We start from the raw sequence: 26,765 nt of genomic DNA on the forward strand, positions 1-26,765 counted from the left end.
TATTAACATAAAGGCGCGTGGGACACACGCCCTCAAAGCTCAATCAATGTCCTCATAGAGGAGTCGTTGAGAAGCCCACACTCACCCGAAGGGGAGTGTGTGGAGTATGTCACAAAGGCTTCTATTACTGGTGACTCATTTTCTAGCATTTCTTTGCCAAATACCTCGATGTAGCAGCGAATAGCTGATTTGATATCTGCTACAGCTTCTTCATAGGTATCGCCCTGACAAACTATAGCTCCTTTGATCCCCAGCGGATAGGCAACATAACCATCAGAGTGTTTTTCGACAATAATTTTGATTTGTTTCATATCTTGTTCGCTTGCTTAAAGAAGTAGATGGTGGGTTAGCAACAGGGTAACCCACCTTACTTTTAATTATCTGGCTCAATCCCCGCTGCTCGCAATTGTGCTGCTAGTCTTTCAGCGCGTTGTTTTTCTTGTTCAGCGCGTTGTCGTTCTTGTTCAGCACGTTGTTTTTCTTGTTCAGCGCGTTGTTTTTCTTGTTCAGCGCGTTGTCGTTCTTCTTCGGCTAATTCTGAACCCCAAAGTAGTAGGTTTCCTTGTTCATCCCACCACCGCAACCATTTTCCTGTGCGGTTTTCACGAGTACCTAACCAGACACCCAGGTAAAGATTCATTTCTGCTATCAAATAACGCTGGTTGTCGTTGGCGGTTTGGACAATGTACCTGCCTGTATTATTGTCTAGGCGATAAACTTCTATGTTGCCGCTATCGGGTTCAAAGATGGCATAGTTAGGGACTTTTAAGACATTTTCATAAAAAAACCATTTACCTGGTGGGTAGGTGGGTTTGATCGAATATTCCCCGCCTTCGGTGTCAGAAAGGAATTCCATGACAATTACGGGGATGTCTCCTTGTAGCTGGGGGGTGTAACTGCGCTTGACTTCTTCTCTATCTACGCTAATTTTGGGGATATACGCCCAATCAGGTGCTTTAATGACAATTTTGCCGTTTAAGGTGGCGCAGATGCCGTAATTAGTTGGTGTGAGGGCGTTGGGTGGAAGTTTGCCTGCTATTTGTAGACTTTCTGTGAGGGCGGCGGCTAAGGCTGGTTGGTTGATGTTGTCCACTGGTTCATCTGGGAGGATGTAATCATCGGGTAGTTTTTCCCAAGTGATTTGGTAGTCTTGGGTAACTGTCATGGTGGGTTTTCCTTGGGTAGGGGGTAAAATTACTCTTCGTTATCGTCGTCGGATTCTAAATCTTCTGCTGTGATTTCTTGATGGGGGATGGCGGCGATAATCGCATCTATTACTTTGGATACTGGTAAAATCTCGATGTTTAGGTCTGGGAATTTTGTTCCTTTGGGAACGATCGCTCTTGTGAATCCTAATTTGGCTGCTTCTTTCAATCTCAGTTCCATTTGGGAAACCGATCGCACTTGTCCCCCTAAGCCAACTTCCCCAATTAACACGGTACCGGGATCAACGATGCGATCGCGAAAACTGGCAACAATGGCGATCGCTATTCCTAAATCTACCGCTGGTTCTTCCACATTCAAACCGCCGGCGGAAGCAACGTAAGAATCCAATTTTGACATGGGTATTCCCACCCGTTTTTCTAACACGGCGAGAATTTGCACCAAGCGGTTATAATCCACGCCAGTACCCGCACGACGGGGAGAAGGGTAACTGGTGGGACTTACCAAAGCTTGTAACTCTACAACTATCGGACGAGTACCTTCGCAAGCCACTACAATGGCAGTACCAGGGGCGGGATCATCGCGGTTGCCTAAAAATAACTCTGAAGGATTAGCAACTTCCCGCAGTCCTTCCGCTACCATTTCAAAGATACCAATTTCGTGAGTTGCCCCAAAGCGGTTTTTGACTGTTCTTAATAACCGATGGGAGGCAAAGCGATCGCCTTCAAAATACAATACTGTATCTACTAAATGTTCTAAAACTTTCGGCCCGGCGATCGCACCTTCTTTGGTGACATGTCCGACAATTAGCATGGTGACATCTTCGTGCTTTGCCACCTTCATCAGTGCTGCTGTACATTCCCGTACTTGCGCTACTGAACCCGGTGCAGATGTTAACGCCGGAAAAAACACGGTTTGGATACTATCAATCACTGCCACATTTGGCTTTAGAGAGTCTATTTCCCGCAAAATTTCTTCTAAATCAGTTTCTGGCAATACATACAAATCTGCACCTATACTGTCAGGATCTACAGGAATTGTGGCATCAACCCCTACTGCCACATCTCCTTCACCAACCACATTTACAGGTTTTGATACTCCCAAACGAGAAGCGCGTAATTTTACCTGTTGTCCTGATTCTTCGCCAGTTACATAGAGAATACGGTATCTCTGCGCTAGCTGATTTGATACCTGTAACAGCAGGGTAGATTTACCAATTCCCGGATCGCCGCCAATTAGTACCATAGAACCGGGGACAACCCCACCGCCCAGCACCCGATCTAATTCTCCATAACCAGATTCCCAACGGGCAATTTGGCGATCGCTAATTTGATCGAAAGTCAGAGAAGCACGTGGTTTAGCTGGTTTACTAGATGATTTGGCATTAGTTTGGGCAGCGTGCCAGCTACCTACCCCCCCACGACCGGGCGTATCTACAGCATAAGGGGCAGGCGTTTGCTCTACTAAAGAGCCATAAGTGCCACATTCTGAACACTTCCCAACCCATTGGGCAGACTCTGCCCCACAATCGTTACAAATGAAAATAGTTTTAGATTTTGCCATTATTAAATCTTGTTAAATAATCTTAATCTTTGATTATTTTCCGGAAAAGACTAAAATCTAATAATAGTAGTAGTTATAGCCTTTTCCAAATTGATAGATGGAATGATATCTTAATATTATGGTATTAAAAATTAATCATGAAAAATTTTAGTTAGGGAGCGTTGAAAAACTTGGAAAGCCATAAAGAAAAAATCCTGGTGGTAGACGACGAAGCCAGCATTCGCCGGATTTTGGAAACGCGCCTTTCCATGATTGGCTACGATGTAGTGACGGCTGGCGACGGGGAAGAAGCTTTGGAAATTTTTCGCAAAACAGAACCTGATTTAGTGGTTTTGGATGTAATGATGCCAAAGCTAGATGGCTACGGTGTCTGTCAAGAATTACGCAAAGAATCAGATGTCCCTATCATCATGCTAACAGCCTTGGGTGATGTAGCCGATCGCATCACCGGGTTGGAATTGGGCGCTGACGACTATGTAGTTAAACCATTTTCTCCCAAAGAGCTAGAAGCCCGTATTCGCTCAGTATTACGACGGGTAGATAAAACCGGTGCTTCTGGTATCCCCAGTTCTGGGGTGATTCATGTCGGGAATATCAAAATCGATACGAATAAGCGACAAGTCTACAAAGGCGATGAGCGCATTCGCCTGACGGGGATGGAGTTTAGCTTGCTAGAGTTATTAGTGAGCCGTTCTGGAGAAGCTTTTTCCCGTTCGGAAATTTTGCAGGAAGTTTGGGGATACACGCCAGAACGCCACGTAGATACTCGCGTCGTAGACGTGCATATCTCTCGTTTACGGGCAAAATTAGAAGACGACCCCAGCAACCCAGAATTAATTCTCACCGCCAGAGGTACTGGTTATCTTTTTCAACGGATAATTGAACCAGGAGAGGAATAAGAGCAGTATCCAAAAGTCAATAGTCTTAGTCTAATGACTAATGACTAATGACCTGTTTGACCCTTCGGGTTCGCCAGTTGCTCATGGGGGAAACCCCCTGTTCTGCGCACTGGCTCACCAATGACTAATGACCTGTTTGACCAATGACTAATGACAAAACCTGATCCGAATCGAGTTTTGCGGCGTCTACCCCTAGTAGTCGGGGGGTTAGGCGCTGTACTGTTGCTGATCAACCGTTTATTAACACCGGAACTTACAGAATCCCAAGCACGGGGGGATGTGCTAGGTGTGATTTTGAGTGCGGTGTTAATTTTGACTGGTTTAATTTGGCAGCAAGTACAACCGCGATCGCCTGATACTGTAGAACTAATTGGGAAAGAAGGTTTTGTCCTCGCACCAGATTTGCCAGAAACCGTGAAAACAGAACTAGCCTGGGCATCGCATTTATTATTGACTAATACAGTCACGCGATCGCTGATAGTTTACTATCAAGGCAAAGTTTTGTTGCGTCGCGGTATTCTGGCTAATAAATCAGAAATTGTACCAGGAGCCATCTTAAAACGGGTACTGGAAACACAAAAGCCGATTTATTTAGTAGCTCTGAAAGTTTATCCCGGTGCAATTGAGTTTGATTATTTGCCAGAAAATACACAAGGTGTAATTTGTCAACCAATTGGCAACCAAGGTGTCCTGATTTTGGCAGCTAATGCACCTCGTAGTTACACCAAACAAGACGAAAACTGGATTGCAGGAATTGCTGATAAATTAGCAGTAACCCTCAGTTGCAATATGCTAGCTGATTCGGAAACTTAAAACTTTATGCAAATTATTTATTGGCTATTGATTGCCCTCATGGTTGTGGGTATCATCGGTGCTGTAGTTCCAGCTATCCCCGGCAGCAGTTTAATTTTAATTGCCATTATCATCTGGGGAATCGTCAGTAGTTCCTTCTCGGCTATTAAGATTCCCCTAATTGTGACAATTATTGTCTTACTCCTGAGTATGGGAGTTGATTTTTTAGCTGGGTACATAGGAGCAAAACAAGCAGGTGCTAGCAAATGGGGACAAATTGGTGCAGTTGTCGGTTTGCTGCTGGGATTTTTCGGATTATTGCCAACTCTGCCTTTTGGTGGGCCGCTTTTAGGAATTTTATTCGGCCCGCTTTTAGGAGCAATTGTCGGTGAGTTCCTTTACCGTCGTGATTTAGGGTTAGCTGTGAAAGCCGGCATCGGAATTACTGTAGGAACGGTGGTAGGGAATTTACTTCAAGGTATTTTAGCCGTTGCTGCTGTGACAGTTTTTATTTTCACCACTTGGTCCCAGGTTTATTGAAAAACACCCCATTGCCAGAAATGTCTTTTGCTAAACTAACTGTAAAGATTTTTTCGCCTCATTAGCGATCGCTTCTATTTCATCATTCACCAAAGTTTCTAAAATAGACTTAGCATCAGCACCACCCAAACGACTCAAAGCTTGGACAACTCTGTAACGGACTTGCCAATCTGAATTAGTCGCAAAAGGAAGCAACAGGGGAATCGCTTCTAAATTTCCCAATTCACCCAAAGAACTAATAGCAGCAGTTTGGATTAACTCATTATCTGAAGCAAGGGCTAGTTTGAGAAGTGCAAAACCTCGCGGATCACCCAACTCTCCCAATGTAGCGATGATGCTGAATTGTACCAACCACTCAGGGGTTGTATGGTAAAGCTCCTGCAAGTCTTCAAAAGCTGCGTGTAGTTTCAAAGCACCCAAACAGTCTGCGGCTGCTGCTTGAACATCAGGTTCGGGATCTTTCAACAAAGCCCGTAATAGATTCAAGGATAACTCTAAATTCTGGGTTCCCAGTGTATCCATTTGACTCACCGCTGAGTAGCGAACACGGGAATTACTATCACCCATAGCAAGTTGAAGCAGTTCAAAGGCGATCGCACTTTCCAAATCCCGGATTTGATTCACTGCACGCAAGCGATCGCCCAAATCCTCAGAACTCAGCAATTGCTTCACAGACTCAGGAGTAATACTCATTTAATTATCCTATGTTTTAAATGTATTTCGTTCAAGCTCTTGACCAATGACTACTCCGCAGCCATTGAGCGAATAATGTCACCACGAGTGAGAATACCAATTACCTGACCCGCGCTGTCAAGTACTGGCAGACGGTGAATACTGCGATCGTGCATCAGCTTGGCAGCTTCCCTTAAAGTCTGATCAGGGGAAATAGTGATGGGATTTTTACTCATTACTTCCCCAACAGTTTGCCCCAGTGCCTTATGCAAATCACGTTCATAAGTAGCGGGATTTTGTAAATAGATGACACTATCCAAAAACATGATGTATGCTGGCGGAGTTACACCAGTTTCTTGCCACATCAAGTCTGTTTCTGATATAATACCAACCAATTTACCGTCATCATCCACAACAAGCAAACCGCTGATACGGCGTTCTGCAAGAGTTTGGATCGCTTCTTTTAGCGGAGTTTCACGCCGGACGACAAGCGGCTCATGAGTCATCACCTCGGCAACAGTTTTAGACATTTGTTTTCTGACACCTTTGATCTAAGTCTCTGGCATCATTGTAGAAAATTGCGGGTCGTAACCGTATGCAGTTAATACATCGTTACTTGTGGACTAGTCCAAACACTGCCTCAACGCGGCGATAATTTGAAAATTCGCCTTGGGGAAAGTAAACTGCTCCAATTCTTCCAAGTTTACCCAGCGAATTTCGTCACATTCGAGCGCTTGGGGAACACCTGCCAGATATCGGCAGTGATGCACCATTAGGGTAACGCGCAGGTGTGTATAGGTATGATCAATAGTGATTAGATGTTCTCCCACTTCAATCGCTATACCCAATTCTTCATCAATTTCTCGCTGTATACACTCTAGAATCGTTTCACCAGGCTCGATTTTACCCCCAGGAAATTCCCACAAACCGCCCATTGCCCCTTCTGGACGACGGCGATCAATTAAAATTTGCTTTTGGTCATTCCAAATTACAGCAACGCCAATGATTTTATGGGGTAGGAAAGAACTGGTTTCATTCATGGTTGATCGAAGAAGATAAAAAATAATTAATCATAAATAACTAAGTAGAGCAACGTAAATAATTAAAGGTTTGTAGTAAGCGGCTCTCAGCCCTACTTTGTAAAGAGAAAGCGGGCATAGCTGCGCTTACCGCGGAGCGTCGACCACAGGAGATAGAGAGGGCTAAAGCCCTCACTACGAGCTAATTTCAGCATTTGTTACTTTACTTAAAATAAACTTGATTTCTTTTTGCATACTTACTTAATCACAAAACTCGGCAGGCTTGATCTCTACCGAGTTTGTATTTATTACCAATTTTATAAATTCGGGGCTAGGGTTGACTTTGGTAGTTGCGCCGCTCCAAAAATGCTAACAATTACTAACAATTGCCCGCTTTTTCTTCCTATTTCTTCCTGGAAGTGTCGGCACTATCTCCAATCAATAAATTTCGTAATTTTGGACGTTTTTATTAAAACTTGGTTAATGCCTAGCTGACAATTAGGGACTGATCTAAGGTATAGTGGGAGGATTTCGCAGAGGAGTATTTTTGAATTGCGCCGCCGCGATTCCTAAATTCCGCACTATTATTCACCTTCGCTATTGTTAGCTTCAGTCCCTTGTAAAGCAATGTCAAAGGTCATTCTCTGTTCTGCGTTACGCAAGAAGTAACCACTAATCATAGCTGAGGCTAACATCCGACCTAGACTTTCTCGACTGGTAGTAATGGTAACGCCAAAGTGTTCTGGAGGCAGGTTCCCCAATAGTCCCATGATATTCCGTTCCATTACCTGAAAAACTTCTCCTGAAGTGGGTTTAGATAGTTGGGTGACTGTCTCTGGACTTAAGGATTTAACGTAATGCCAAAGTAAATTGCTAGTTTCGGACTCACTATTAAAAAATTCGGAAACTCGATTGGATGGGTTACTCACGCTTTGCCTCCTGTACTACCACTTATAACTGTGGAGTTTACGACTGGAATCATAAACACCTATTTGGTATTTGGCTTAGTTGACTAATAGGCGTTCATATCAACTAATGTAACAGGCTATTTCTTTCCTAGTAGTCGGTGTAACCGTACCAAAAGCAGGGTATTTTCTCACCTAATTAGTCATTAGTCATTGGTCATTGGCTACTAATGACTAATGACTAGGGACTTTTGACTAACTGGCCAAATATTCATCCATGTTGGCTTTAGATTTGCGAAGTTTGGTTAAGGCTTCCCGCTCGATTTGCCGGACTCGTTCGCGGCTGATGTTGAGAATTTCACCAATTTTGGCGAGAGTCAAAGCTTGACCATCGATTAACCCAAAGCGCAGTGTAATCACTTCCTTCTGTTGTGGAGTGAGTTCTGCCATTAGGCGTCCTAAGTCATAGGATAGGGAAGATTGCATGACAAACTCTTCTGGAGAAGCGCCTGGGTCTTCTAACATTTCTCCGAGTTCGGTGTCGTAGTTGTCTCCTAGGCGCAAATCTAGGGATAGGGGCAGCCGTGCCTTCTCTAGGTACTCTCGTACCTGCTTCGGGGTCAATTCTAATTCTTGAGCTAGTTCCGAAGCTGTTGGGGCGCGTCCTAGTTGCTGGGATAATTGGCGCTGTGCCTTTTTAATTTTATTTAATTTTTCGGTAATATGAATAGGCAGCCGAATGGTGCGGGCTTTTTCGGCGATCGCACGGGTGATGGCTTGGCGAATCCACCAGTAGGCATAGGTAGAAAACCTATAACCTTTTGTGGGGTCAAATTTTTCCACGCCCCGTTGCATCCCAATGCTACCTTCTTGGATCAAGTCGAGTAAATCGACATTGCGCTTAATGTACTTTTTGGCTACGGATACAACCAGTCGCAAATTAGCTTCTACCATCTTGCGCTTGGCAATTTCCCCATCAGCGATCGCATCGTTCAACTCTGCTGGTTCTAGCTTTGTGGCTGCTGCCCATTCTTCTAGGTTCGGTTGACGACCTAACTGGGTAGCAAGAAATTCCCTTACCTCGTGCAATGCTGTGGCTCGTTGCACCTGTTTACCATAAAAAATTTCCTCTTCATGGGTTAGAAGTGGCACACGGCCGATCTCACGCAGATAAGTCCGCACGAGGTCTGTGGCTGTCTGAGCGGTCTTCATGGCGCTACTCTTTGGTAATGATGGTTTTTCTAGTAGGGTCATTAACTAATAAATGCCTTGGGAGGGTGCTACCCAGTCTGACTGGGAACCCATACTATGGTTTGCAACTTACGCGCCCAATAAAGTCCTTTGCTGCTCATAATTCATCAAATTCAAGCTCTCTTAACTGCTAGACGTTACAGTTATTTCTCTGTTTTTACAAGTATCTACAGTTAGATAAAAGGTAGTGTAAGTAACATTTTTTGTATTTTCCTATCATTAATAATTGTAACATTTATGAGAAGAATTTGACTACCAGTCAGATAGAAATTTTGTGGCTCTTGGAAGTCGTATAGTGCTGCCGTTTGACTCAAGGCAGTCTAGGAGCCACTTTCATAAATTCTCTAAGGAGGAAATAATCTTCCTCATATTTGTTAAAATATCTCAATGATAACTATAATGATTCTCTTATAACAATTGCTTAATTTTTGGTGAGGATTGGGGATTGGGGATTGGGGATTAGGGATTGGGGATTGGGGAGAAAAGGCAAAGGCGAGGAATTTATTACCCATTACCCATTACCCATTACCCATTACCCATTACCCATTACCCATTACCCATTACCCATTACCCATTACCCATTACCCATTACCCATTACCCATTACCCATTACCCATTACCCCTATTGCCCACTAAAGAGTTTTGCCGTAATCTTGGATAGCTTTTACTTCCAGAGTCGTAGTTTGTAAAGAACGGATAGCGGCGACGGTGGCTCTTGCTCCTGCGATGGTAGTAATCATGGGAAGTTTGTAAGCTAAGGCTGTGCGGCGGATTAACCTGGCATCAGTCTGGGCTTCTTCCCCGGAAGGTGTGTTGATAATCAGTTGGATTTTTTGGTTTTTGATGGCATCAATGACATTGGGGCGGCCTTCATGAAGTTTGAGTACTGACTCAATGTTTAAGCCCTGTTCTTGAAGGACGAGACGTGTACCAAAAGTAGCCATTACAGTAAAGCCTAAATCGATAAACTCCTTGACGACAGCCACCGCAGCAGTTTTATCGCGATCGCTCATTGACACAAACACTGTGCCTTTGAGGGGTAAACGCTCTCCAGCACCCAATTCTGCCTTGGCGAAGGCGCGGCCGAAGTCGCTATCAATGCCCATCACTTCACCAGTTGAGCGCATTTCCGGTCCGAGAATGGTATCAGTACCGGGGAATTTATTAAAAGGCAATACTGCTTCTTTAACAGCAATGTGAATGGGGATGACTTCCTCAGTGAAGTTCAACTCCTCTAAGGTTTTACCCGACATGACTAAGGATGCTAGTTTTGCCAGTTGTACCCCCGTTGCTTTAGAAACAAAGGGTACAGTGCGCGAGGCGCGGGGGTTGGCTTCCAAAATGTAAACTTGGGGAGAATAGCTGCTGGCACCAATCACGGCAAATTGAATATTCATCAGCCCCACAACCGAAAGAGCCTGTGCTAATTGGACTGTCCAAGTACGAATTTGATTGAGAACTGCTGGCGGGAGGGAAATAGACGGTAAAGAGCAAGCGGAGTCTCCCGAATGAATCCCTGCTTGTTCAATGTGTTCCATAATACCACCAATCACAACTCTGCCAGTGTGATCGGCGATCGCATCTACATCGACTTCAATGGCATTTTCCAAAAATTTGTCAATGAGAATTGGATGATCTGGTTCTACTAGCACCGCAAAGGTCATGTAGCGCTCTAACTCAGCATCAGAATAGACGATTTCCATCGCCCTTCCCCCCAGCACATAGCTAGGACGCACCACCACCGGATAACCAATGCGTTTGGCGACAATTAGGGAATCTTCGTAACTCCGAGCCATGCCATTGGGCGGTTGGGAAATATTCAACTGTTTGAGAATCTTTTCAAACCGTTCCCGGTTTTCTGCCATATCGATAGAATCTGGCGAAGTTCCCCAAATTTGAGTTTGGATTCCTGATTTTTGAGTTGTGAGAAACTCCTGAAGCGGGATAGCTAACTTTAATGGTGTTTGTCCGCCAAACTGGACGATTATCCCAACAGGATTTTCCGCTTCGATGATGTTGAGGACATCTTCCTTTGTCAACGGCTCAAAGTAAAGGCGATCGCTAGTGTCATAGTCTGTGGAGACTGTCTCCGGGTTGGAGTTGACCATAATCGTCTCATACCCCGCTTCCTTCAAGGCATAAGCAGCGTGACAACAACAATAATCAAACTCAATTCCCTGGCCGATGCGGTTGGGGCCACCACCCAAAATCATCACCTTTGGCTTGGTAGTGGGTAAGACCTCTGTTTCTGCTTCGTAGGTGGAATAGTAATAAGGGGTAAAGGCCTCAAATTCAGCAGCGCAGGTATCCACAGTTTTGTAAACCGGGACGACTTCTAGCTGTTTGCGGTAGGCTCTAACTTCGTCTTCATGGGTTTTGGTAGCATAGGCAATTTGGCGATCGCTATAGCCATCTTGCTTGACTGCATACATTTGCTCTTTTGTTAACTGCTTTAAAGGCGTCCGTTTCAGGAACTTCTCCACCTCCAGCAGATGCTGCATTTTATCTAAAAACCAACGGTCGATAGCGGTGAGTTCGTAGATTTCCTCAATACTGATGCCGCTTTGCATCGCATGACGCACAGCAAAAATGCGATCGGGATTAGGTGTCCGCAACTGGGCGCGAATTTGTTCACCACTGGGTAATTTTTCCGCTTTGTCGCAACCCCAGCCAGCGCGGCCAGTTTCCAGAGAACGCAGGGCCTTTTGGAAGGATTCGTTAAATGTCCGCCCAATAGCCATCGCTTCTCCGACTGACTTCATTTGCGTTGTCAGCACTGCTTCAGAACCAGGAAACTTTTCAAAAGCAAAGCGGGGAATTTTTGTCACCACATAGTCAATTGTCGGCTCAAAAGATGCTGGGGTTTGCTTGGTGATGTCATTTTGCAATTCATTCAAGGTGTAGCCGACAGCTAGCTTGGCCGCTATCTTGGCAATGGGGAAACCCGTAGCTTTAGAAGATAAAGCGGAACTGCGAGATACACGAGGGTTCATTTCAATGACCACTACATCCCCATTAACGGGATTAACGGCAAACTGGATATTAGAACCGCCAGTTTCTACGCCAATTTCGCGGATGATTTTAATTGCCATATCCCGCAGCCGCTGGTATTCCTTGTCGGTGAGGGTTTGAGCGGGTGCGACGGTGATAGAATCGCCGGTATGGATACCCATCGGGTCAATGTTTTCTATAGAGCAGATAATGACAACGTTATCTGCCAAGTCGCGCATCACTTCCAACTCGTATTCTTTCCAACCGAGTAGGGATTGGTCGATGAGAATTTGAGAAACAGGACTGGCATCGATACCTACCTGAGCCATTTCTTCAAATTCTTCTTGGTTATAGGCAATACCACCGCCTGTGCCCCCCATGGTGAAGGCAGGACGGATAATTAGGGGATATGTGCCAATTTGGCGGGCGATCGCTTTTGCTTCTTCTAAAGTTGAGGCTGTGCCACTAGGACATACCGCTACCCCAATTTTTGCCATCGCTTCGTTAAACAGTTTTCTGTCTTCGGCTTTTTCAATCGCCGGTAGTTTAGCGCCAATTAACTCAACGTTGTATTTATCTAAAACACCATTTTTTGCTAAAGCTACAGCCAGGTTGAGGGCGGTTTGCCCTCCCATCGTTGGTAATAAGGCGTCAGGCCGTTCTTTGGCGATCACTTTTTCGACTAGTTCCGGGATTAACGGCTCAATATAAGTGCGATCGGCCGTTTCTGGGTCGGTCATAATAGTCGCAGGATTGGAGTTAACCAACACTACTTCATACCCTTCTTCTCGCAGCGCTTTACAGGCTTGAGTGCCAGAGTAGTCAAACTCACAAGCTTGTCCAATCACAATTGGGCCAGAGCCTAACAGCAGAATTTTCCGGAGGTCATCACGGCGGGGCATAGTCGTTGCCTTGGAGTAGGAGAATACAAATCCTGATCATTTTAAGGGTCTTTATCCCTCCTCATACTGTTTATTATCCAGTTTTCCTGGTTTTGACGATAGAGAGGGGAAAAGAGGACATGGGGGCAATAGGGGGGAATAGGGAATAAATTCCTCGCCTTTGCCTCTTTTCCCCAATCCTCAATTTAATTATTTTCAATTTTTAATTTTTATCTGTCTAAATTTTATTAAATAACGGTCAGAGATAGTTTGTAGTTTATTGCAAATAATTTTTATTTACTTGGCGGACGGTAGGCAAAATCGGCAACTTTTATATTGCACATATATATATGCATCTCTCTCTATTCATTCATCTAAAATATAGGGATAAATCAAAATATTTCTGAACTAGCTAATTAATAATTTATAGCAATTAAATATCTATCTATATGCTAAAAATGGCAGAGCAGGTATAGATACCAATCTCCGCCATTTTTTATCGTCCTTTAAAAGCTACTGCCCAACTTTTTATTTAATCTAGAGCAAATCAATCTAGATTATGAAAAAATTAGTTTTGAGCAGCTTGAACAAATCCCAAGGTTAAGCTGTCTTTGGCGAGGAAGTGAGCCAAATGGTATGCCCGCTCCTCAGTTTTTAACAGAATTTTTTCGTATAAATAGCGTGTACCACGGTCGCCCAAACTCTCTGCCTGAGCGGCTTGACGGCGAATTACACCAATTAAAGCTTGTTCTGCTACCAGGTCATTTTCTACCATCTTGCGGGAAGAGTATGCCCCATCAGCTTCTGGTTCAAAACAGCATAATTCTGCTAATTTACTAAAACTAGCAGCTGGCACACCACCCAGTCCATTTAAACGCTCTCCAATATCATGGATGTGACCTTGGACTTCTTCGTAGCTTTCGTTAAAAAACTGATGCAGAGAGTAAAACTCTGCACCTTCAACTACAAAATGATGCTTTTGGTACTGCAAGTACAGTGCCTGAAAACTAGCTAGTACGACATTAAATCCTTCGACCACTGGGGCAGTTACGCTGTGATCCAGCAAAACAGGATTGTCATAAACCTGACCGAACTTTTGTAATATAGTTTGCGTATCAGACATGGTTCCCCTCTCTTTTTAGCAGTTATCATTTTTAACTGCTTATTCTCTATATATTAACATTTAAAAAAGAAATGCAAGCCTATTCAATTTCACACACTGTTGGCTTTTTGACTGCGGCAAATCTCAAGTTTACTTTTTCCTGGGGTGATGAAAGCCAAGTCCAGCCGTGTTTCTCCACTACTATCCTTGATATATAAGCAAAAATATGCATACCTCATAAGTAGGAAATAAAAAGATAGAGTGGTTGCCAGAATTAATTTTTTTTGCTAACTTATTGATAATAATTTGCACTTAAGGTATCTTAATTGAAGAGCCTAAACTCCCGCAATGTTCTAAAAATAGGGTGTCAAAGGGCGGTAATTACTGCAAATATGTTGCATTTTGAGGGCAATTGTTTTGAAATCGTCTAGTTCAGAAACAGAAATAAAGCAAATTGTTGAGGTGAACTGGGCAGACCGCTGGCAAGTCTATCAACGTCTACAGGAGCTAGATATTCCCTGTTGGTGTGAAGCTAACCAGCCATTGCGGGTTGAAGTTGGTAATCCCATAGCAGCTGTTCAACTTTGGAGCGTGATGCGGCAATTCACAGCCTGTCGTCAAGACCTAATTGGGACTCTTGAGCATAGCTGGCGAAGTCGCTACCGAAAGTTCTAATCAACTACTTATAGCTTGTATTCATCCAAAAACAGGTCAAAAAACATGAGTATATACCAGATGAATGAAGTAGCAGAATTCTGCATTGAGGGCAGATTTCTCGATTTTGTGATCAAAGACGGCTATAAGCTCAAAGGCTTGCTGTTGGGGACTGCTGAAGGAGAATTCTATGTTAAATTAGCTAAACATTTACGGGTCGCTTTTGATTTGCGCTTACCGCGAGGCACTTGGCTGCAAGTGGTAGGTACAAAAAAGTACGACCCGAAAGATGGTCAGGTAACACTAAAAGCTGAACGTGTGATGGCGGCACGGGGACACTTGACTGAAGCTAAGACCATTACCCCACCACAGCAACTACCATCAGTCAATGATGTTAAGGCAAAGTCAGCTAAGGCTAAAGCGACTATTTTGGTGTGTCAAAAGTCAGATTGCATGAAACGCGGTGGTAAAGGGGTTTGCCAGGCGTTAGAGGCGGCTTTAAGCGATCGCGGTTTAGAAGATCAAGTCACCATCAAGGGTACTGGCTGTATGAAAAACTGCAAAGCAGGGCCTAACTTAGTGATGCCAGACAAAACCCGCTACAGCCGGATTCAAGGGCCACAAGTCTCGGCAATTATGGATCAGCACTTTGCTGACAAGAGTCAGGACTTAGCAATAAATATGGCAACTTTAGCCGAAACTACTACTTAAATTTTGAATATTTAATGAGAATAATTAGCTCAGAAATTTATCAGCTGATTCTTTCAACACAGGATCTTAGCTCTTGCAATCTATTTGCAAGAGTTTTAATTATGGCTGAATTAATGTAAATTTTCTTATAGTTGAGTGGGCATAGTCCAGCTTAAGCTCTATGGGGTGCAATACATTTTGACCCTATAGTTAAGTTTTTACAATTCACCTGACGCTAATTGATCAAGATATATAAACTCAGGAGCCTTAACTCCCGCTTCTTCTCTAATTCTCACCAGTTCAGGCGACTCAAAGAATGCTCTTGCATCTACTATTGATGTCCAAGCCGAGAAATGAACTATTTTATTGGGTTCATTTTCATATTTTAAGACCTGATAGATTCTCTCACCAGCTTCTTTTCGGATGCTGGCAGCATTATCAAATACTTTTTTCCAAGCTTCATAATCCTTAACTTCATGAATTATGAGCACATATTGCATTTTTACCTCCATATTACATAGAATCGAGCCGACGACGTAATTGGCTACTGAAGCCATCAATTAACGTAACTACTACCAACAGCACCAGCATCATGGTTGTGGCTTTAGTATATTCAAAACCATCTATATAACTTTTTAACTGAAAGCCGATACCACCGGCTCCGACTACACCCAGCACGGAAGCAGCACGGATATTGTACTCAAACATCCACAAGGTATAACCCAATCCGAGGGGTAGAACTTGGGGGACAATGCCGTATTGGGCAATTTGTAACCGGGATGCACCGATAACTTTTAAAGATTCCAGAGAACGCGGTTCAACAGCTTCAATTGCTTGTTGATAAAATTTAGCCAGGTAGCCAATGGTGTAGATTCCCAAGGCTAAAGTGCCTGCGGGTGCGCCTAAACCGGTGGCGGCGACGAAAATTAGTCCTAAAATAATCGAGGGGACGGAACGCACGGCGTTTTGCAGCAAATTCGCTAACCATTGCAGCCAACGTGGTGCAACATTGTTGGCGCTAGCAACGGCAATGGGGAGAGAAATAATTGCCCCGATGGTAGTTCCCCAAAGAGACATCTGCACGGTTTCAATTAATGCCTTAATTGCTATATCTAAAACTCGCCAATCGGGGGGAAATAACCGGGAGATAAAGTCGGTGATGTAAGGCCAGCTAGAACGAAGCACTTCAAAGTCGACTTGTAAACCTTGTATTGCCCAAGTATAAACCCCAACAATAATTAGGAAGATGAGTAGAGGAATCACCCAGGGGAAGCGGCGTAGGTGTGGGGAATTGAAAAAGTAACTCATGATTCTTTCCTAATGGGGATTTTGTCCTCTAAACTCAAAATTTGGGCAAATTGAGATTGCAGGTTTTCGCACTTTCCGTCATAAACTATCCGTCCGGCATCTAGGACGATCGCACGCTGGGCATATTCGGCGGCTATTCCCAAATCATGCAAAACTGTGACTATAGTTAAGCCTTGCTGGGTGTTGAGTTCTGCTAAAGTCTGCATTACTTGTTGGGAAGCGACGACATCTAAACCGGTGATCGGTTCATCGGCTAAGAGAATTTGTGGTGATTGAATTAAAGCACGTGCGATCGCCACCCGTTGTTGTTGTCCACCGCTGAGTTGACTGGTTTTTTGATGCGTTTGCTCTTTTAAACCCAAATCTTCTAGTAACTGTAATGCTAAGAGGCGATCGCGTTGGGGAAATCCAAACAGGGTTTGTCTCGTTGTTCTGATACCCAAACGACCACATAAAACGTTATCCAGTGCTGATAATTGGCGAATTAGTCCGCCTCCCTGAAATAACATGCCAATTTCTCGGCGAATTTGCGGTAACGTTTGGGGAGACATCTTCAAACCATTGATGTGAATCTCTCCTTTTACCAATGGTACCAACCCAACAAGCGATCGCAGCAAGCTAGACTTACCCGCACCATTAAGTCCCAGCAAAACAACAAACTCACCAGGATTAATCTGGCAATTAATCTCCTTCAGGATGGGACGATTTAGAGATGCAACATAAGCCGTCTCTAAGTTGTGACATTCAATCTGTTTCACGCACTTAAGGATTGGGTAGAAAAATGTTTGTAGTAAGCACAGAGCGTGCTTAATTCAATTAACTATAAGCACAGAGCGTGCTTACTACGAACTGATTATGGATCGATGCCGGCACGTTGGAGGGCGTCCCGGACGGGTGCTAGATGACGGGTATGATCTACTCTCACCAATTCTGTGGAGTTGTATAAGTTGCGTAGCAGTTGATTGTTTTGTGACTGATTTAACTTGAGTAGGGCGTTAATAATTTTTTCTCGGTCAACTACTGGCACATCATCATCAATCGCGATACCGTGAGCGGGGACACCTGAGATTTTATGCAGTATCCGTAACTGACTCTTTTCTTCTGCTGTAATATACGGTGGGAAGAGGGCATATTCTGATACTACAGCCACATCTGCCTGACCGCGCACCACTGCTTGCAAGGCTTTGCTGTAATTACCACCGTAGGAAATTTGACTAAAGAAACTTTCCAGGCGATCGCGATTAGGAACAAATCCCTGTTTTACCAACTCACTGATAGGGAAAATAAACCCTGAACCGGATGTCGGGGAAGTAAAAGCCATTTTTTTGCCCCGCAGTTGTTCAAGGGTAGCTTTGGCTGTATTTTTAGTTTTCAGGTTGCTCTTGTTGGGAACAACAAAGACTGAGTTATAAGTATATCTACCAGAGTAATTTTCCCGGACTTCAGCTAGATACAAGCGGGCCTTTGCCAATTGTTCAGCTTTCAACGCCGGACGGCTGCTCAAAAAAGCTACATCAGCCCGATTTGCTCTCAAGGCTTCTACAGCAGCGGTGTCATCACCTATTTGCGCTTTCACTGGTATTCCCAACTCTTTCGACAAAAGTCTGCCTATAGCATTGGCTTTATTTTGCACATCCGTAGAATCAGCCCGACTAGGAAAAACTATTGTTAAGGTTTTTAACCTTTGGGCAATTAAGCGTGGTGCCTGTTGATTGGCATTAGGATTTGCAATCGCTCCTGGCATTCCCCCCAACGTGCTGATAGCTAAACCCGTAAGCGCCACCAATGCCGCGCCAGCACCCAACAAGCCTTTTTTACTCACACTCATTTGTCGGTCTCCATTAGGAAGTATTATCAATATTTTTGCAAATTACTTGCAACTAGTTCGATAAATGAATCTAGAACTTTTAGGTACAAAAGTCAATATTATGTGTGTAATTGCTCCCTCTAACCCCTTTAAGAAAATGGGCAATGAATCAACTTTTGCCCCTCTTGTTAAGACTACGGTGAACACACAAGTCTCTCTCAATGCAATTTATGGTTGAAATAACCGAGGAAACAAAACCTCACCCTGGTTCTGCTATGCACAACCTGTCCCTCTCCTTGTGAAGGAGAGGGATGTCCGTCAGGACAGGGTGAGGTTTTTCAAGATTTTTGGGTAATTGGATAACTTGTGTGTACACGGTAGCTTTTTAAGGGGAGCCAGTCGCTTGCGGGGGTTCCCCCCGTTGTGCGAACTGGCGTGGATTGGGGGTATCTGCTTTTTTGCAGGGGAGGGTTAAATATGCTTCACCGAATCCTGTTGGCTAAACTAGGAATTATGCGATCGCTTCCAACGGACAAAAATTCCCTGACTGGAACGAAACCCAACATTTCAGCGACTTTGTTGGGTTAAGGGGACACTTATGAAGAAGATTTAGTTGACGTTAAAACAGCTATTTGATGCCATATAGCGGTTGTCGTTTTTTTTTATGCAATACACTTTGACCTCGCTTCCATTCCTCTCCCCTTGCAGGGGAGAGGCTTTGAGGTTTGCTCCCATTCCCAGCAATAAAAGCTTTTCCTTTCCCCTCCCCTCGTAGGGGAGGGTTAGGGAGAGGTTGTTGGGGTTGGGGGTTAGGTCTGTATTGGATTCAACTGCAAACCGCTCGCTATATAGAAATATTTGGTAAAGAGGTTTTAGAAGATAAACCACCGATTTTAGAAGCTTTTGTGGTTGAATTTGAATATCAATTATCCTAAACCGAATAAGTTAGCTATCGCAGGTAATAATTTGTTAGCCTCTTCCACCAACTTAGCAACAGTAGGCAAACCTATAAATAAACCCTTCAACATAGTGATAGCTGTTTTTGCAGTCTTTTGTTTAGTTGCTTCTTGAGGACTTTTCCCTGCTTCTGCTAAATTTTGCACCTGTGATAATGCTTCGGCTTTGTCGTCTGCTGACAAATCTGAAGACTGGGAAATTGCTTCTTGCAACTGCGTTAATAATTTTTTTATTCCTGGCTTATCTACATCTGGTGAATCGGGTAAATCATTGATAGCAATACTCACATTACGGCTGATAGTTCCCAGATTAGCAACAGAACCACCGCCAGCAACACCGCTGACATTACTACTACCTTGAATATTAATACCGCTAATATCAGACACGTTATTATCTCCTTGTGAATAAAACTTCGGCTGCTGAATTGCAGTCGTGATCATAGTTTCTAAACTACGAATGCGATTATCTTTTTCCACCAGCAATAATTGCTGACTTTGGTTTAAAACTTTAATTTGATTATAATCATCAAAATATTCGGCACTCAGTTGAGATTTATCTCTACCTACGGCGGTTTTCGCTCTCAGCAAGAATTTATCTTCGCCCCGTTTCTCCATTGCGATAATTTCTAACTCCGCTTCGGGATTGCTTTTTACCAGCTTTTTGAAAGCAATAGCAATAGCACGGGGGTCAATCTCTTGATTGTGGTAAAGGTCGAGGGTGTCAAAAATTGGCTTAATAAAGTCAGCAAAATCTCTATCCGCGAATACCTCTTCGTTATTATCTGGTTTGCGGAGGGGGTCGGGGTGTTCTTTGGTGGGAAGGTGCATAAAGATATATTCACATCTCACTCCATGCAGCTTAGTCCCTCTGGTAATACCCCAATCTTCAATGTAAGCACCTGTAATACCCTAAAGCTTGGAAGTTCCACCCTAAAGCTGTAAACTTTCACCCTAAAGCTTGAAACTTTGAGCTTAAAGCTTGGAACTTTGAGCCTAAAGCATAAAACTTTGACCTCAAAGGCTCGAAACTTGCAGCCTAAAGCTGGAAATTTGGAGCCTAAAGCTTGAAACTTCGAGCTTAAAGCTGGAAACTTTGACCTCAAAGGCTCGGAACTTTCACCCTAAAGCTTGGAACTTTGAGCCTAAAGCATAAAACTTTGAGCTTGAAGCTCGAAAAATGAAGCTTTGAGCTTGGGATGTCGAGCTTTTACCTTCAACATTTAAGCTCAAAGCTATAAATTTCCATCTTTTAGGCTAATTAATGGGGGTTCTCAGAAGGGTGAGGTACAGACTATAGCGGTTCTCGGTTGCCTACAATACACAATGTAGAGACGTTACATGTAACGTCTCTACATTCTTAGCAGGATTTATGGGGCTGGAGCCTCTGGTTTCTTGGTTTTACGGGCAAATCTGCGCCCTAATTCATCAAGTGCAGCGTCTAAACCTTGGGTGTTACCGCTGACTTTGGCGTAGTTATAAACAGTTAGTGCAGCGACATAAGCTTCACTACCAGCAGCTAAACAAGTATCATCAATTAATGCTTGTAGCTGGGAGAGTGATAGCACTATGGGATATAAAGCCTCAAAAAGTTCCACATCCCGACGCATTTCGTCAACATCGAAATATCTAGGTAAAATATCTGGGTTTTGTGTGGCTACTTCCAAGGCTTTAACCACAAACGCCCGACTCTTATCACCTAGCTTGGGTAAAGCGATGCGCTCGTCTTTTGACAGGTCGATTAAAAACGGTAACTTTTCCTTGATGGTAGCTACAGCCTTTAATACCGCTTCTCGGTCTGCGGGGGAAAGAGTAGCATTAATGCGATTTTCAGCCATGTTGGTAAATCTTGGTAAGTCATTAATACTCAGTGTTCCCAAAGCAGGAATAGCGATCGCACAACAAGCTTAGATCCAAAAAGCTCAGATCCCCGACTTCTTAGAGAAGTCGGGGATCTTGTTGTTCACGAGTTTAACCAGCAATTACCGCAATACAATCAATCTCCACCAGCACATTTTTAGGCAACCGCGACACCTGAACACAAGCACGCGCCGGGGCGGTATCTTCCGAGAAATATTTACCATAAACCGCATTCACAGCGGCGAAATCATTCATATCAGCTAAAAATACAGTAGTTTTCACCACATCTTCAAAAGTTGCACCAGCTTCTGTCAAGATAGCTTCCAGATTAGCCATTACTTGCTCAGTTTGCTTTACCACATCATCGGTGTAGAGAACATCACCCAACCGGGGGTCAATCGCAATTTGCCCAGCCACAAACAACATTTGACCAGTAGCCAGAATTGCTTGATTATATGGCCCAACCGGTGCAGGTGCTTTATCAGTGCGGATAACTTTATTAGTCATAGATACCACTTTGTTTAACGGTGCTTCTTGCTGATTGAATTCCCAAGAGGTAGAAGTTAGTTTATAAACTTCTCCATCAGGCATTATCGCACCAGTCAGGTCAGCATTTTCAAAGGTTGCACCGTAAATATTTGCACCAGTTAGATCAGCCCTTCTCAATTTTGCACCATCGAGATTTGCATTCATCAAGTTTGCATTTTCAAGACAAGCTCTTTCTAGATTTGCTCCTTGCAGACAGGCATTTCTAAGGGTTACATTTCCCAAGAAGACACCAACTAAATCTGCTTCAGCTAAATTTACCCCTGACAAATTACATTTATCTAAATTTGCTCCTCGAAATTTAGCTTTTTGGAGATTGGCATTTTGGAGTGATGCACTAGTGAGGTTTGCCTGAGTCAAGTCTGTTTCTGCTAAGTTTGCCCCAGTTAGATTTGCACTATCCAGGTTAATTCTATTCAAATTTGCCTGATATATGCTGGCATTACTCAAATTGGCATTACTCAAGTTTGCTCCAATAAACCAAGCACTGTTGAGGTCTGCCCAGCTGAGATTTATTGAAGACCCCTCTATCAAACGCAAATCAGCATCTTTCAGACAGGCTCTAGTAAGAACAACATGATTAAGTTTCGCTTTTATTAGGATTGCGTCACTTAAATCGGCTCCATTCAAATTTGAATTATATAGGTCTATCTCACTTAGCTCTGCACTTTTGAGTTCTACCCCTCCCAAGTGTACTGAATGAAATTTACGTTCCCCAGCGGCGTATTTCTCCAAAAGCGTTTTAGCGTCCATAAAGCACCATTAAATACCCTTACGCAGTATAAACCCAGATTTTGCGCCACAGGTATTTCTCCCTTCACCCCTTTTCCTTCTCTTCTCCCTTCTTCCCTTCTCCCCTCTTCCTTCTCTTCGAGACGCTTCGCGAACGCGCTCTTTGCGTCCTTTGCGGTTCGTTACCCCAACCTCGGACGAATCCCATAATGCCGATATCGCCAATAATCGCGCAAAATGCGATCGTGGTCAAAACACAAATTACCAGGAACACACCAAGACTCAAAAATCCCCACACCCTTAGCATCATCCCCCGCTAAAGGCTCACCCATAGCTGTAGCCAAAAACACAATACTAATTGTATGCTGCCTGCGATCGCGACTAGGGTCAGAATACACCAGCAACTGTTCAACTAACTCTACCTGCAAACCCGTTTCTTCCTCAGCTTCTCGCCGTGCAGCCACCTCCACCGCTTCCCCATAATCTACAAAACCACCGGGAAGCGCCCAACCGAACGGTTCATTGTGTCGCTCAATTAACACTATTGGTCGATGTGGTCGGTCAACTAATTCGATGATGATATCAACCGTCGGCGCAGGATTTCTGTAAGTCATAGTTATGAGTCATTAGTCATTGGTCATTAGTCATTAGTCATTAGTCATTAGTCATTGGTCATTGGTCATTGGTCATTGGTCATTAGTCATTGGTGAGGAATTATTCACCCCGGCGCCCCATCACCCCCTCTACCCATCACCCCGTTAACCTCTCACCCTTTCGACAAGTTTCAAAGCTGGCCTTACCATGATAAATTCGATGGGATCGCTTCTTGTTAGAGTTTAGGTTATTTATGCCCTTTCCCAGATCCAGTGGCATTCTGCTACATCCGAGTTCCTTTCCCAGTCGATTTGGCATTGGTGATTTAGGTTTAGAAGCTTATAGTTTTATTGATTTTCTTCAACAGAGTTACCAGCAATATTGGCAAGTTTTACCCTTAGGCCCCACTGGGTACGGTAATTCTCCTTATATGTGCTACTCAGCAATGGCGGGAAATCCCCTGCTGATTAGCCCAGAAAAGCTGCTGGATGAAGGTTTGCTAGTTAAAGAAGATTTTGCTCATTTGCCTGGATTTCCGACAGAACAAGTAGATTTTGAGCAAGTTGTCCCAATCAAGATTAATCTGCTAAAAAAAGCTAGCGAGAACTTTAAAACTCAGGCGACAGCTATTCAGCAGAAACAGTTTGAGGGTTTTTGTGATAGCAAAGCCTATTGGCTAGATAATTATGCCTTGTTTATGGCGCTTAAAGATGCCCATAACGGTGCTAGCTGGCATACCTGGAAGCCAGAACTTGCCAAGCGCAAACCAGCGGCTTTAGATTTGGCACAACAACAGCTAACTGAGCAGATTTTTTATTACAAGTTCGTCCAGTATGAGTTCTTCCGCCAGTGGTCAGCACTTAAGAGTTATGCCAATATGCGCGGTATAGAAATCATTGGTGATATACCTATTTACGTAGCTCATGATAGTGCTGATGTTTGGTCTCATCCCGATATTTTTTGTCTAGATGAAGAGACGGGAGAAGCTGCCCAAATGGCGGGAGTGCCACCAGATTACTTTAGCGCCACAGGTCAATTGTGGGGCAACCCAGTTTATAACTGGGAGGAATTGCAAAAACAAGACTTTAAATGGTGGGTGCAACGCTTTGAAGCGATGCTGGATTATGTAGATATTATTCGCATTGACCACTTCCGGGGATTTGAGGCTTATTGGTCTGTACCCCAAGGGGAAGAAACAGCGATCAATGGCGAATGGATTGAAGCGCCTGGGGATGCTTTTTTTGAAGTTATTAAACAGAAATTGGGCAAACTACCGATTTTGGCGGAAGATTTAGGGGTGATTACCCCTGAAGTGGAAGCGCTGCGAGATAAGTTTGAATTTCCGGGGATGAAAGTTTTGCAGTTTGCTTTTGGTTCTGATCCCGGTAATCCGTTTTTACCATTCAACTACTCGCGCAATGCTGTAGTTTATACTGGCACTCACGATAATGACACAACCGTGGGCTGGTACAACACAGCTAGTGATTGGGAAAGGCGAAATTTATGGCTTTATTTGGGTTGTATCAGTCCTGAAGGCATTCACTGGGATTTAATCCGACTGGCTTTGAATTCCATAGCGAATCAGGCAATTATTCCTTTACAAGATGTGTTGGGATTGGGGAACCAAGCGCGAATGAATTTTCCCGGTACCGCTGAGGGTAACTGGGGTTGGCGCTATCAAGCGGCAGTTTTAACTGAGGAATTAGGCGATCGCTTAAAAATTCTCACCACAGTCTTTGGACGTGCCCCTAGACAGTCCTGAGTAACGAGTCCTGAGTAACGAGTCCTGAGTTCTAAGTCTCAAAAGGAATTCCTTCTTAGCACTCAGCACTCCATACTCCATACTCCATACTCAGCATGGGCTACGCCCCGCACTCACTACAACACTGCTATATAAAACCTAGACAAAGCTAGACTTTACTTTCTACTTCAACGGGAGCATGGGAGCGGTTATCCCTCAGTAGACTTAAACGCTGTAGCCCAACGCCATCTTTCTTGTTTTTAGATTCTCAAAAAGACTATCACTATCATTGCTTGGTTTTCGCGTCAGCAACAGTCTTATTCAATATTTGGGACATGGGAATTATATATCGAGTATTTGATTTTTTCAACTAAAATATATTGACAAAAGTCAATATATGTATAGCTTTGTCTAGAAAATTGTCAGCTTAGGACTAGCTCTTTAAGATTTGGGTTTGGCAGCAATCTTGACTTCTTCCACTGTCCCAGGCTCTCCCATTTCCTTAGCTTCTTCCTGATTAACACTCATCAGCACACCACCAGCATTATCAGTTTTCACCGTCAGTTGCTGAGTGGCTTTCCAAGTGCGGCGAGTACCTTCTGGCAAAATTCCCTCAAACTCAGTTTTGCCGTCGGCGATTACGCGAATCCAGGAGGACGATTTTAAAGTGACACCAATTTGTACTGACTGACCTTCTTTATTGCTACTAACAGGTTGAATTTCTGGTGAATTGTTTGGTTGAGTTAGTTTTGGTGTTAAAACAGATTGTTTTTGCGGAATTGGGCGAATTTGGCTATTATTCGCTTGTAATGCGGCATTATTCAATAACTGAGATAAGCCATTGATAGAGAATAGAATCAAGAAAATGTAAAGCAAGTAAAGATGAATCGGTCGTAATTGTTCAATGGGTGTATTTTTCCAAGTAGATTGGAGGGTCACCCGTTGAGTACCAATAGGAAACGTGCTGGCAAATTCTGCTCCATTAAAGCCCAAGGCGTCGGCAAATTGCCTGATCAGACCTTGAAGATAAATGGGTTCTGGCAAATCATCTAAATTACCTTCTTCAATCGCCTGCAATAACCGACGAGGAATTCTGGTCAATCCAACCATTTCCTCTAAAGATAAACCCTTGTCTTGACGCGATGCACACAGTTGAGATCCGAGTTCTGCCAACTTTTCAGATTGTTGTTGTTCTATAGAAGGTGTCGTCTGATGATCATCCTTCCTTCTTAGCCATTTCATGCTTTTTCTACACTCCTTAACTTAACTGGATCTTTCACTTTCATATGTTTTAACTGCTTTTGTAAAAAGCCAATCTCATCTTTTGTTAGAGAACGATAGTTACCCTCGTGTAAAAATGGTGCTTTTGGGGTTTGTAATTGAATTGAACCGATAGCAGTCCGATGCAGCTTGATGACTGGATAGCCCAACTGTTGAGCTACACGGCGAATCTGGCGATTTCTTCCCTCCTGCAAAATAATTTCTAAACAGCTTTGCTCGGCAAAACGTTCCATCAAGCGTACCCCAGCTGGTTGTGTTTTTCTTCCTTCTAATACCACACCCTGACGCCATATCTCCAGTACTGCTTCTGGTGGATGTCCTTTGACTAAAACATGATATGTCTTAGAAATACTATGGCTGGGATGGGTTAGTCCAAAGGTCATGTCTCCATCATTTGTCAGAATTAATGCGCCGGTAGAGTTTGCATCTAGACGCCCAACCGGGTGAATACCTGAACCCTGTTGTAATTCTTTCGGTAGTAGATCCAGGACTGTCGGTCTTCCCTGGGGATCGTAGCAGGTAGAAACCACTCCAACGGGTTTATGCAGCAACAAATATGTTAAAGCCGGACGGGGCTTTTCAGACACGGGTTTACCATCGACGGTGATTGTATCTCTTTGGGGGTCAACTTTTTGGCCTAAATTTGCCAATACACCATTGATCCGCACCCGCGATTGCCTAATCATTTCTTCGGCTTCACGACGTGAGGCAATGCCCCATTGAGCGAGAATCTTTTGTAACCGTGCCTCCATGTAGAAATTGCTTATTCTTTGGTTAATAAATAAATCATAATATTTGCATTTTGTAGTTAATAGGCATA

26 protein-coding genes are annotated in these 26,765 nt (G+C 43.7%); 6 read left to right on the top strand and 20 right to left on the bottom strand.

Features of this window, described 5'->3' with window-relative positions; genetic code table 11:
* Nucleotides 1–32: 32 nt before the first annotated feature.
* The 3 genes from H6G32_RS03705 to radA all read right to left on the bottom strand — a co-directional run bounded on the left by H6G32_RS03705 (nt 33) and on the right by radA (nt 2,727).
* Nucleotides 33–311 carry a type II toxin-antitoxin system HicB family antitoxin gene (locus tag H6G32_RS03705; protein ID WP_242046491.1) on the bottom strand — a complete coding sequence of 93 codons (279 nt, stop codon included), beginning with the start codon at nt 309–311 and terminating at the stop codon, nt 33–35.
* A gap of 62 nt (nt 312–373) precedes the next feature.
* On the bottom strand, nt 374–1,165 hold the full coding sequence (locus H6G32_RS03710) for a Uma2 family endonuclease (protein ID WP_190454969.1): 792 nt from the start codon (nt 1,163–1,165) through the stop codon (nt 374–376).
* Nucleotides 1,166–1,194: 29 nt separating this feature from the next.
* On the bottom strand, nt 1,195–2,727 hold the full coding sequence (radA, locus tag H6G32_RS03715; RefSeq protein ID WP_190454972.1) for a DNA repair protein RadA: 1,533 nt from the start codon (nt 2,725–2,727) through the stop codon (nt 1,195–1,197).
* Between the two features lie 170 nt (nt 2,728–2,897).
* Here radA and rpaB point away from each other — a divergent pair, with 170 nt between their 5' ends.
* The 3 genes from rpaB to H6G32_RS03730 all read left to right on the top strand — a co-directional run bounded on the left by rpaB (nt 2,898) and on the right by H6G32_RS03730 (nt 4,958).
* Nucleotides 2,898–3,626 carry a response regulator transcription factor RpaB gene (rpaB, locus tag H6G32_RS03720; protein WP_190455356.1) on the top strand — a complete coding sequence of 243 codons (729 nt, stop codon included), beginning with the start codon at nt 2,898–2,900 and terminating at the stop codon, nt 3,624–3,626.
* A gap of 150 nt (nt 3,627–3,776) precedes the next feature.
* On the top strand, nt 3,777–4,439 hold the full coding sequence (locus tag H6G32_RS03725) for a cofactor assembly of complex C subunit B (RefSeq protein ID WP_190454975.1): 663 nt from the start codon (nt 3,777–3,779) through the stop codon (nt 4,437–4,439).
* 6 nt (nt 4,440–4,445) lie between these two features.
* The gene (locus H6G32_RS03730; protein ID WP_190454978.1) at nt 4,446–4,958 is read left to right on the top strand and encodes a DUF456 domain-containing protein; all 513 of its coding nucleotides are present in this window, start codon (nt 4,446–4,448) and stop codon (nt 4,956–4,958) included.
* Nucleotides 4,959–4,988: 30 nt separating this feature from the next.
* Here H6G32_RS03730 and nblB read toward each other — a convergent pair whose 3' ends face one another.
* From nblB to H6G32_RS03765, 7 genes are all read right to left on the bottom strand, one after another.
* Nucleotides 4,989–5,651, bottom strand: coding sequence for a phycobilisome degradation protein NblB (gene nblB, locus H6G32_RS03735; RefSeq protein ID WP_190454981.1), 663 nt, complete (start codon nt 5,649–5,651; stop codon nt 4,989–4,991).
* A gap of 50 nt (nt 5,652–5,701) precedes the next feature.
* Nucleotides 5,702–6,160, bottom strand: coding sequence for a CBS domain-containing protein (locus H6G32_RS03740; protein ID WP_190454984.1), 459 nt, complete (start codon nt 6,158–6,160; stop codon nt 5,702–5,704).
* Between the two features lie 93 nt (nt 6,161–6,253).
* Entirely contained in the window at nt 6,254–6,670 is a 417-nt protein-coding gene (gene mutT, locus H6G32_RS03745) for an 8-oxo-dGTP diphosphatase MutT (RefSeq protein WP_190454987.1), read from the bottom strand.
* A gap of 563 nt (nt 6,671–7,233) precedes the next feature.
* Nucleotides 7,234–7,578 carry a DUF760 domain-containing protein gene (locus H6G32_RS03750; RefSeq protein ID WP_190454990.1) on the bottom strand — a complete coding sequence of 115 codons (345 nt, stop codon included), beginning with the start codon at nt 7,576–7,578 and terminating at the stop codon, nt 7,234–7,236.
* A 231-nt stretch (nt 7,579–7,809) separates the two neighbouring features.
* Nucleotides 7,810–8,766: an RNA polymerase sigma factor, RpoD/SigA family gene (locus tag H6G32_RS03755; protein WP_190454993.1), complete on the bottom strand. Its 957-nt coding sequence runs from the start codon at nt 8,764–8,766 to the stop codon at nt 7,810–7,812.
* 671 nt (nt 8,767–9,437) lie between these two features.
* Nucleotides 9,438–12,698 (bottom strand): carbamoyl-phosphate synthase large subunit, encoded by a 3,261-nt coding sequence (gene carB, locus H6G32_RS03760; protein ID WP_190454996.1) that lies wholly within the window; start codon nt 12,696–12,698, stop codon nt 9,438–9,440.
* A gap of 547 nt (nt 12,699–13,245) precedes the next feature.
* Nucleotides 13,246–13,800: a Dps family protein gene (locus tag H6G32_RS03765; RefSeq protein ID WP_190454999.1), complete on the bottom strand. Its 555-nt coding sequence runs from the start codon at nt 13,798–13,800 to the stop codon at nt 13,246–13,248.
* 396 nt (nt 13,801–14,196) lie between these two features.
* Here H6G32_RS03765 and H6G32_RS03770 point away from each other — a divergent pair, with 396 nt between their 5' ends.
* Both H6G32_RS03770 and H6G32_RS03775 read left to right on the top strand, forming a co-directional pair.
* Complete coding sequence (locus H6G32_RS03770) at nt 14,197–14,454, top strand: Asr1405/Asl0597 family protein (RefSeq protein WP_190455002.1); 258 nt, start codon at nt 14,197–14,199, stop codon at nt 14,452–14,454.
* A 45-nt stretch (nt 14,455–14,499) separates the two neighbouring features.
* Nucleotides 14,500–15,144, top strand: coding sequence for a (2Fe-2S) ferredoxin domain-containing protein (locus tag H6G32_RS03775; RefSeq protein ID WP_190455005.1), 645 nt, complete (start codon nt 14,500–14,502; stop codon nt 15,142–15,144).
* A gap of 197 nt (nt 15,145–15,341) precedes the next feature.
* Here H6G32_RS03775 and H6G32_RS03780 read toward each other — a convergent pair whose 3' ends face one another.
* The 8 genes from H6G32_RS03780 to H6G32_RS03815 all read right to left on the bottom strand — a co-directional run bounded on the left by H6G32_RS03780 (nt 15,342) and on the right by H6G32_RS03815 (nt 22,943).
* Entirely contained in the window at nt 15,342–15,623 is a 282-nt protein-coding gene (locus H6G32_RS03780; RefSeq protein ID WP_190455008.1) for an antibiotic biosynthesis monooxygenase, read from the bottom strand.
* A gap of 13 nt (nt 15,624–15,636) precedes the next feature.
* A complete protein-coding gene (gene phnE / locus H6G32_RS03785) occupies nt 15,637–16,431 on the bottom strand; it encodes a phosphonate ABC transporter, permease protein PhnE (protein ID WP_190455011.1) in 795 nt (264 codons plus the stop codon).
* On the bottom strand, nt 16,428–17,189 hold the full coding sequence (locus H6G32_RS03790) for a phosphonate ABC transporter ATP-binding protein (RefSeq protein ID WP_309232558.1): 762 nt from the start codon (nt 17,187–17,189) through the stop codon (nt 16,428–16,430). The genes phnE and H6G32_RS03790 overlap by 4 nt, the downstream gene beginning before the upstream one ends.
* A 95-nt stretch (nt 17,190–17,284) precedes the next feature.
* Entirely contained in the window at nt 17,285–18,259 is a 975-nt protein-coding gene (locus H6G32_RS03795; RefSeq protein WP_190455014.1) for a phosphate/phosphite/phosphonate ABC transporter substrate-binding protein, read from the bottom strand.
* A 905-nt stretch (nt 18,260–19,164) separates the two neighbouring features.
* Nucleotides 19,165–20,022, bottom strand: a complete 858-nt coding sequence (locus tag H6G32_RS03800; RefSeq protein WP_242046493.1) for a hypothetical protein — start codon at nt 20,020–20,022, stop codon at nt 19,165–19,167.
* 539 nt (nt 20,023–20,561) lie between these two features.
* On the bottom strand, nt 20,562–21,029 hold the full coding sequence (locus H6G32_RS03805; RefSeq protein WP_015210387.1) for a hypothetical protein: 468 nt from the start codon (nt 21,027–21,029) through the stop codon (nt 20,562–20,564).
* A 133-nt stretch (nt 21,030–21,162) separates the two neighbouring features.
* Nucleotides 21,163–22,350 (bottom strand): Rid family detoxifying hydrolase, encoded by a 1,188-nt coding sequence (locus H6G32_RS27195; RefSeq protein ID WP_190455017.1) that lies wholly within the window; start codon nt 22,348–22,350, stop codon nt 21,163–21,165.
* A gap of 161 nt (nt 22,351–22,511) precedes the next feature.
* The gene (locus H6G32_RS03815) at nt 22,512–22,943 is read right to left on the bottom strand and encodes an NUDIX domain-containing protein (protein WP_190455020.1); all 432 of its coding nucleotides are present in this window, start codon (nt 22,941–22,943) and stop codon (nt 22,512–22,514) included.
* A 233-nt stretch (nt 22,944–23,176) separates the two neighbouring features.
* Between H6G32_RS03815 and malQ the strand changes: the two genes are divergently transcribed.
* On the top strand, nt 23,177–24,685 hold the full coding sequence (gene malQ, locus H6G32_RS03820) for a 4-alpha-glucanotransferase (RefSeq protein WP_190455023.1): 1,509 nt from the start codon (nt 23,177–23,179) through the stop codon (nt 24,683–24,685).
* Nucleotides 24,686–25,105: 420 nt separating this feature from the next.
* Here the strand turns inward: malQ and H6G32_RS03825 are convergent, their stop codons facing one another.
* The gene (locus H6G32_RS03825; protein ID WP_190455026.1) at nt 25,106–25,906 is read right to left on the bottom strand and encodes a helix-turn-helix domain-containing protein; all 801 of its coding nucleotides are present in this window, start codon (nt 25,904–25,906) and stop codon (nt 25,106–25,108) included.
* Nucleotides 25,903–26,697, bottom strand: coding sequence for a pseudouridine synthase (locus H6G32_RS03830; RefSeq protein WP_190455029.1), 795 nt, complete (start codon nt 26,695–26,697; stop codon nt 25,903–25,905). Before H6G32_RS03830 ends, H6G32_RS03825 begins: the two co-directional genes overlap by 4 nt.
* Nucleotides 26,698–26,765: the final 68 nt, after the last annotated feature.

Origin of the sequence: Cylindrospermum sp. FACHB-282, assembly GCF_014697195.1 — a bacterium.
Lineage (GTDB): Bacteria > Cyanobacteriota > Cyanobacteriia > Cyanobacteriales > Nostocaceae > Cylindrospermum.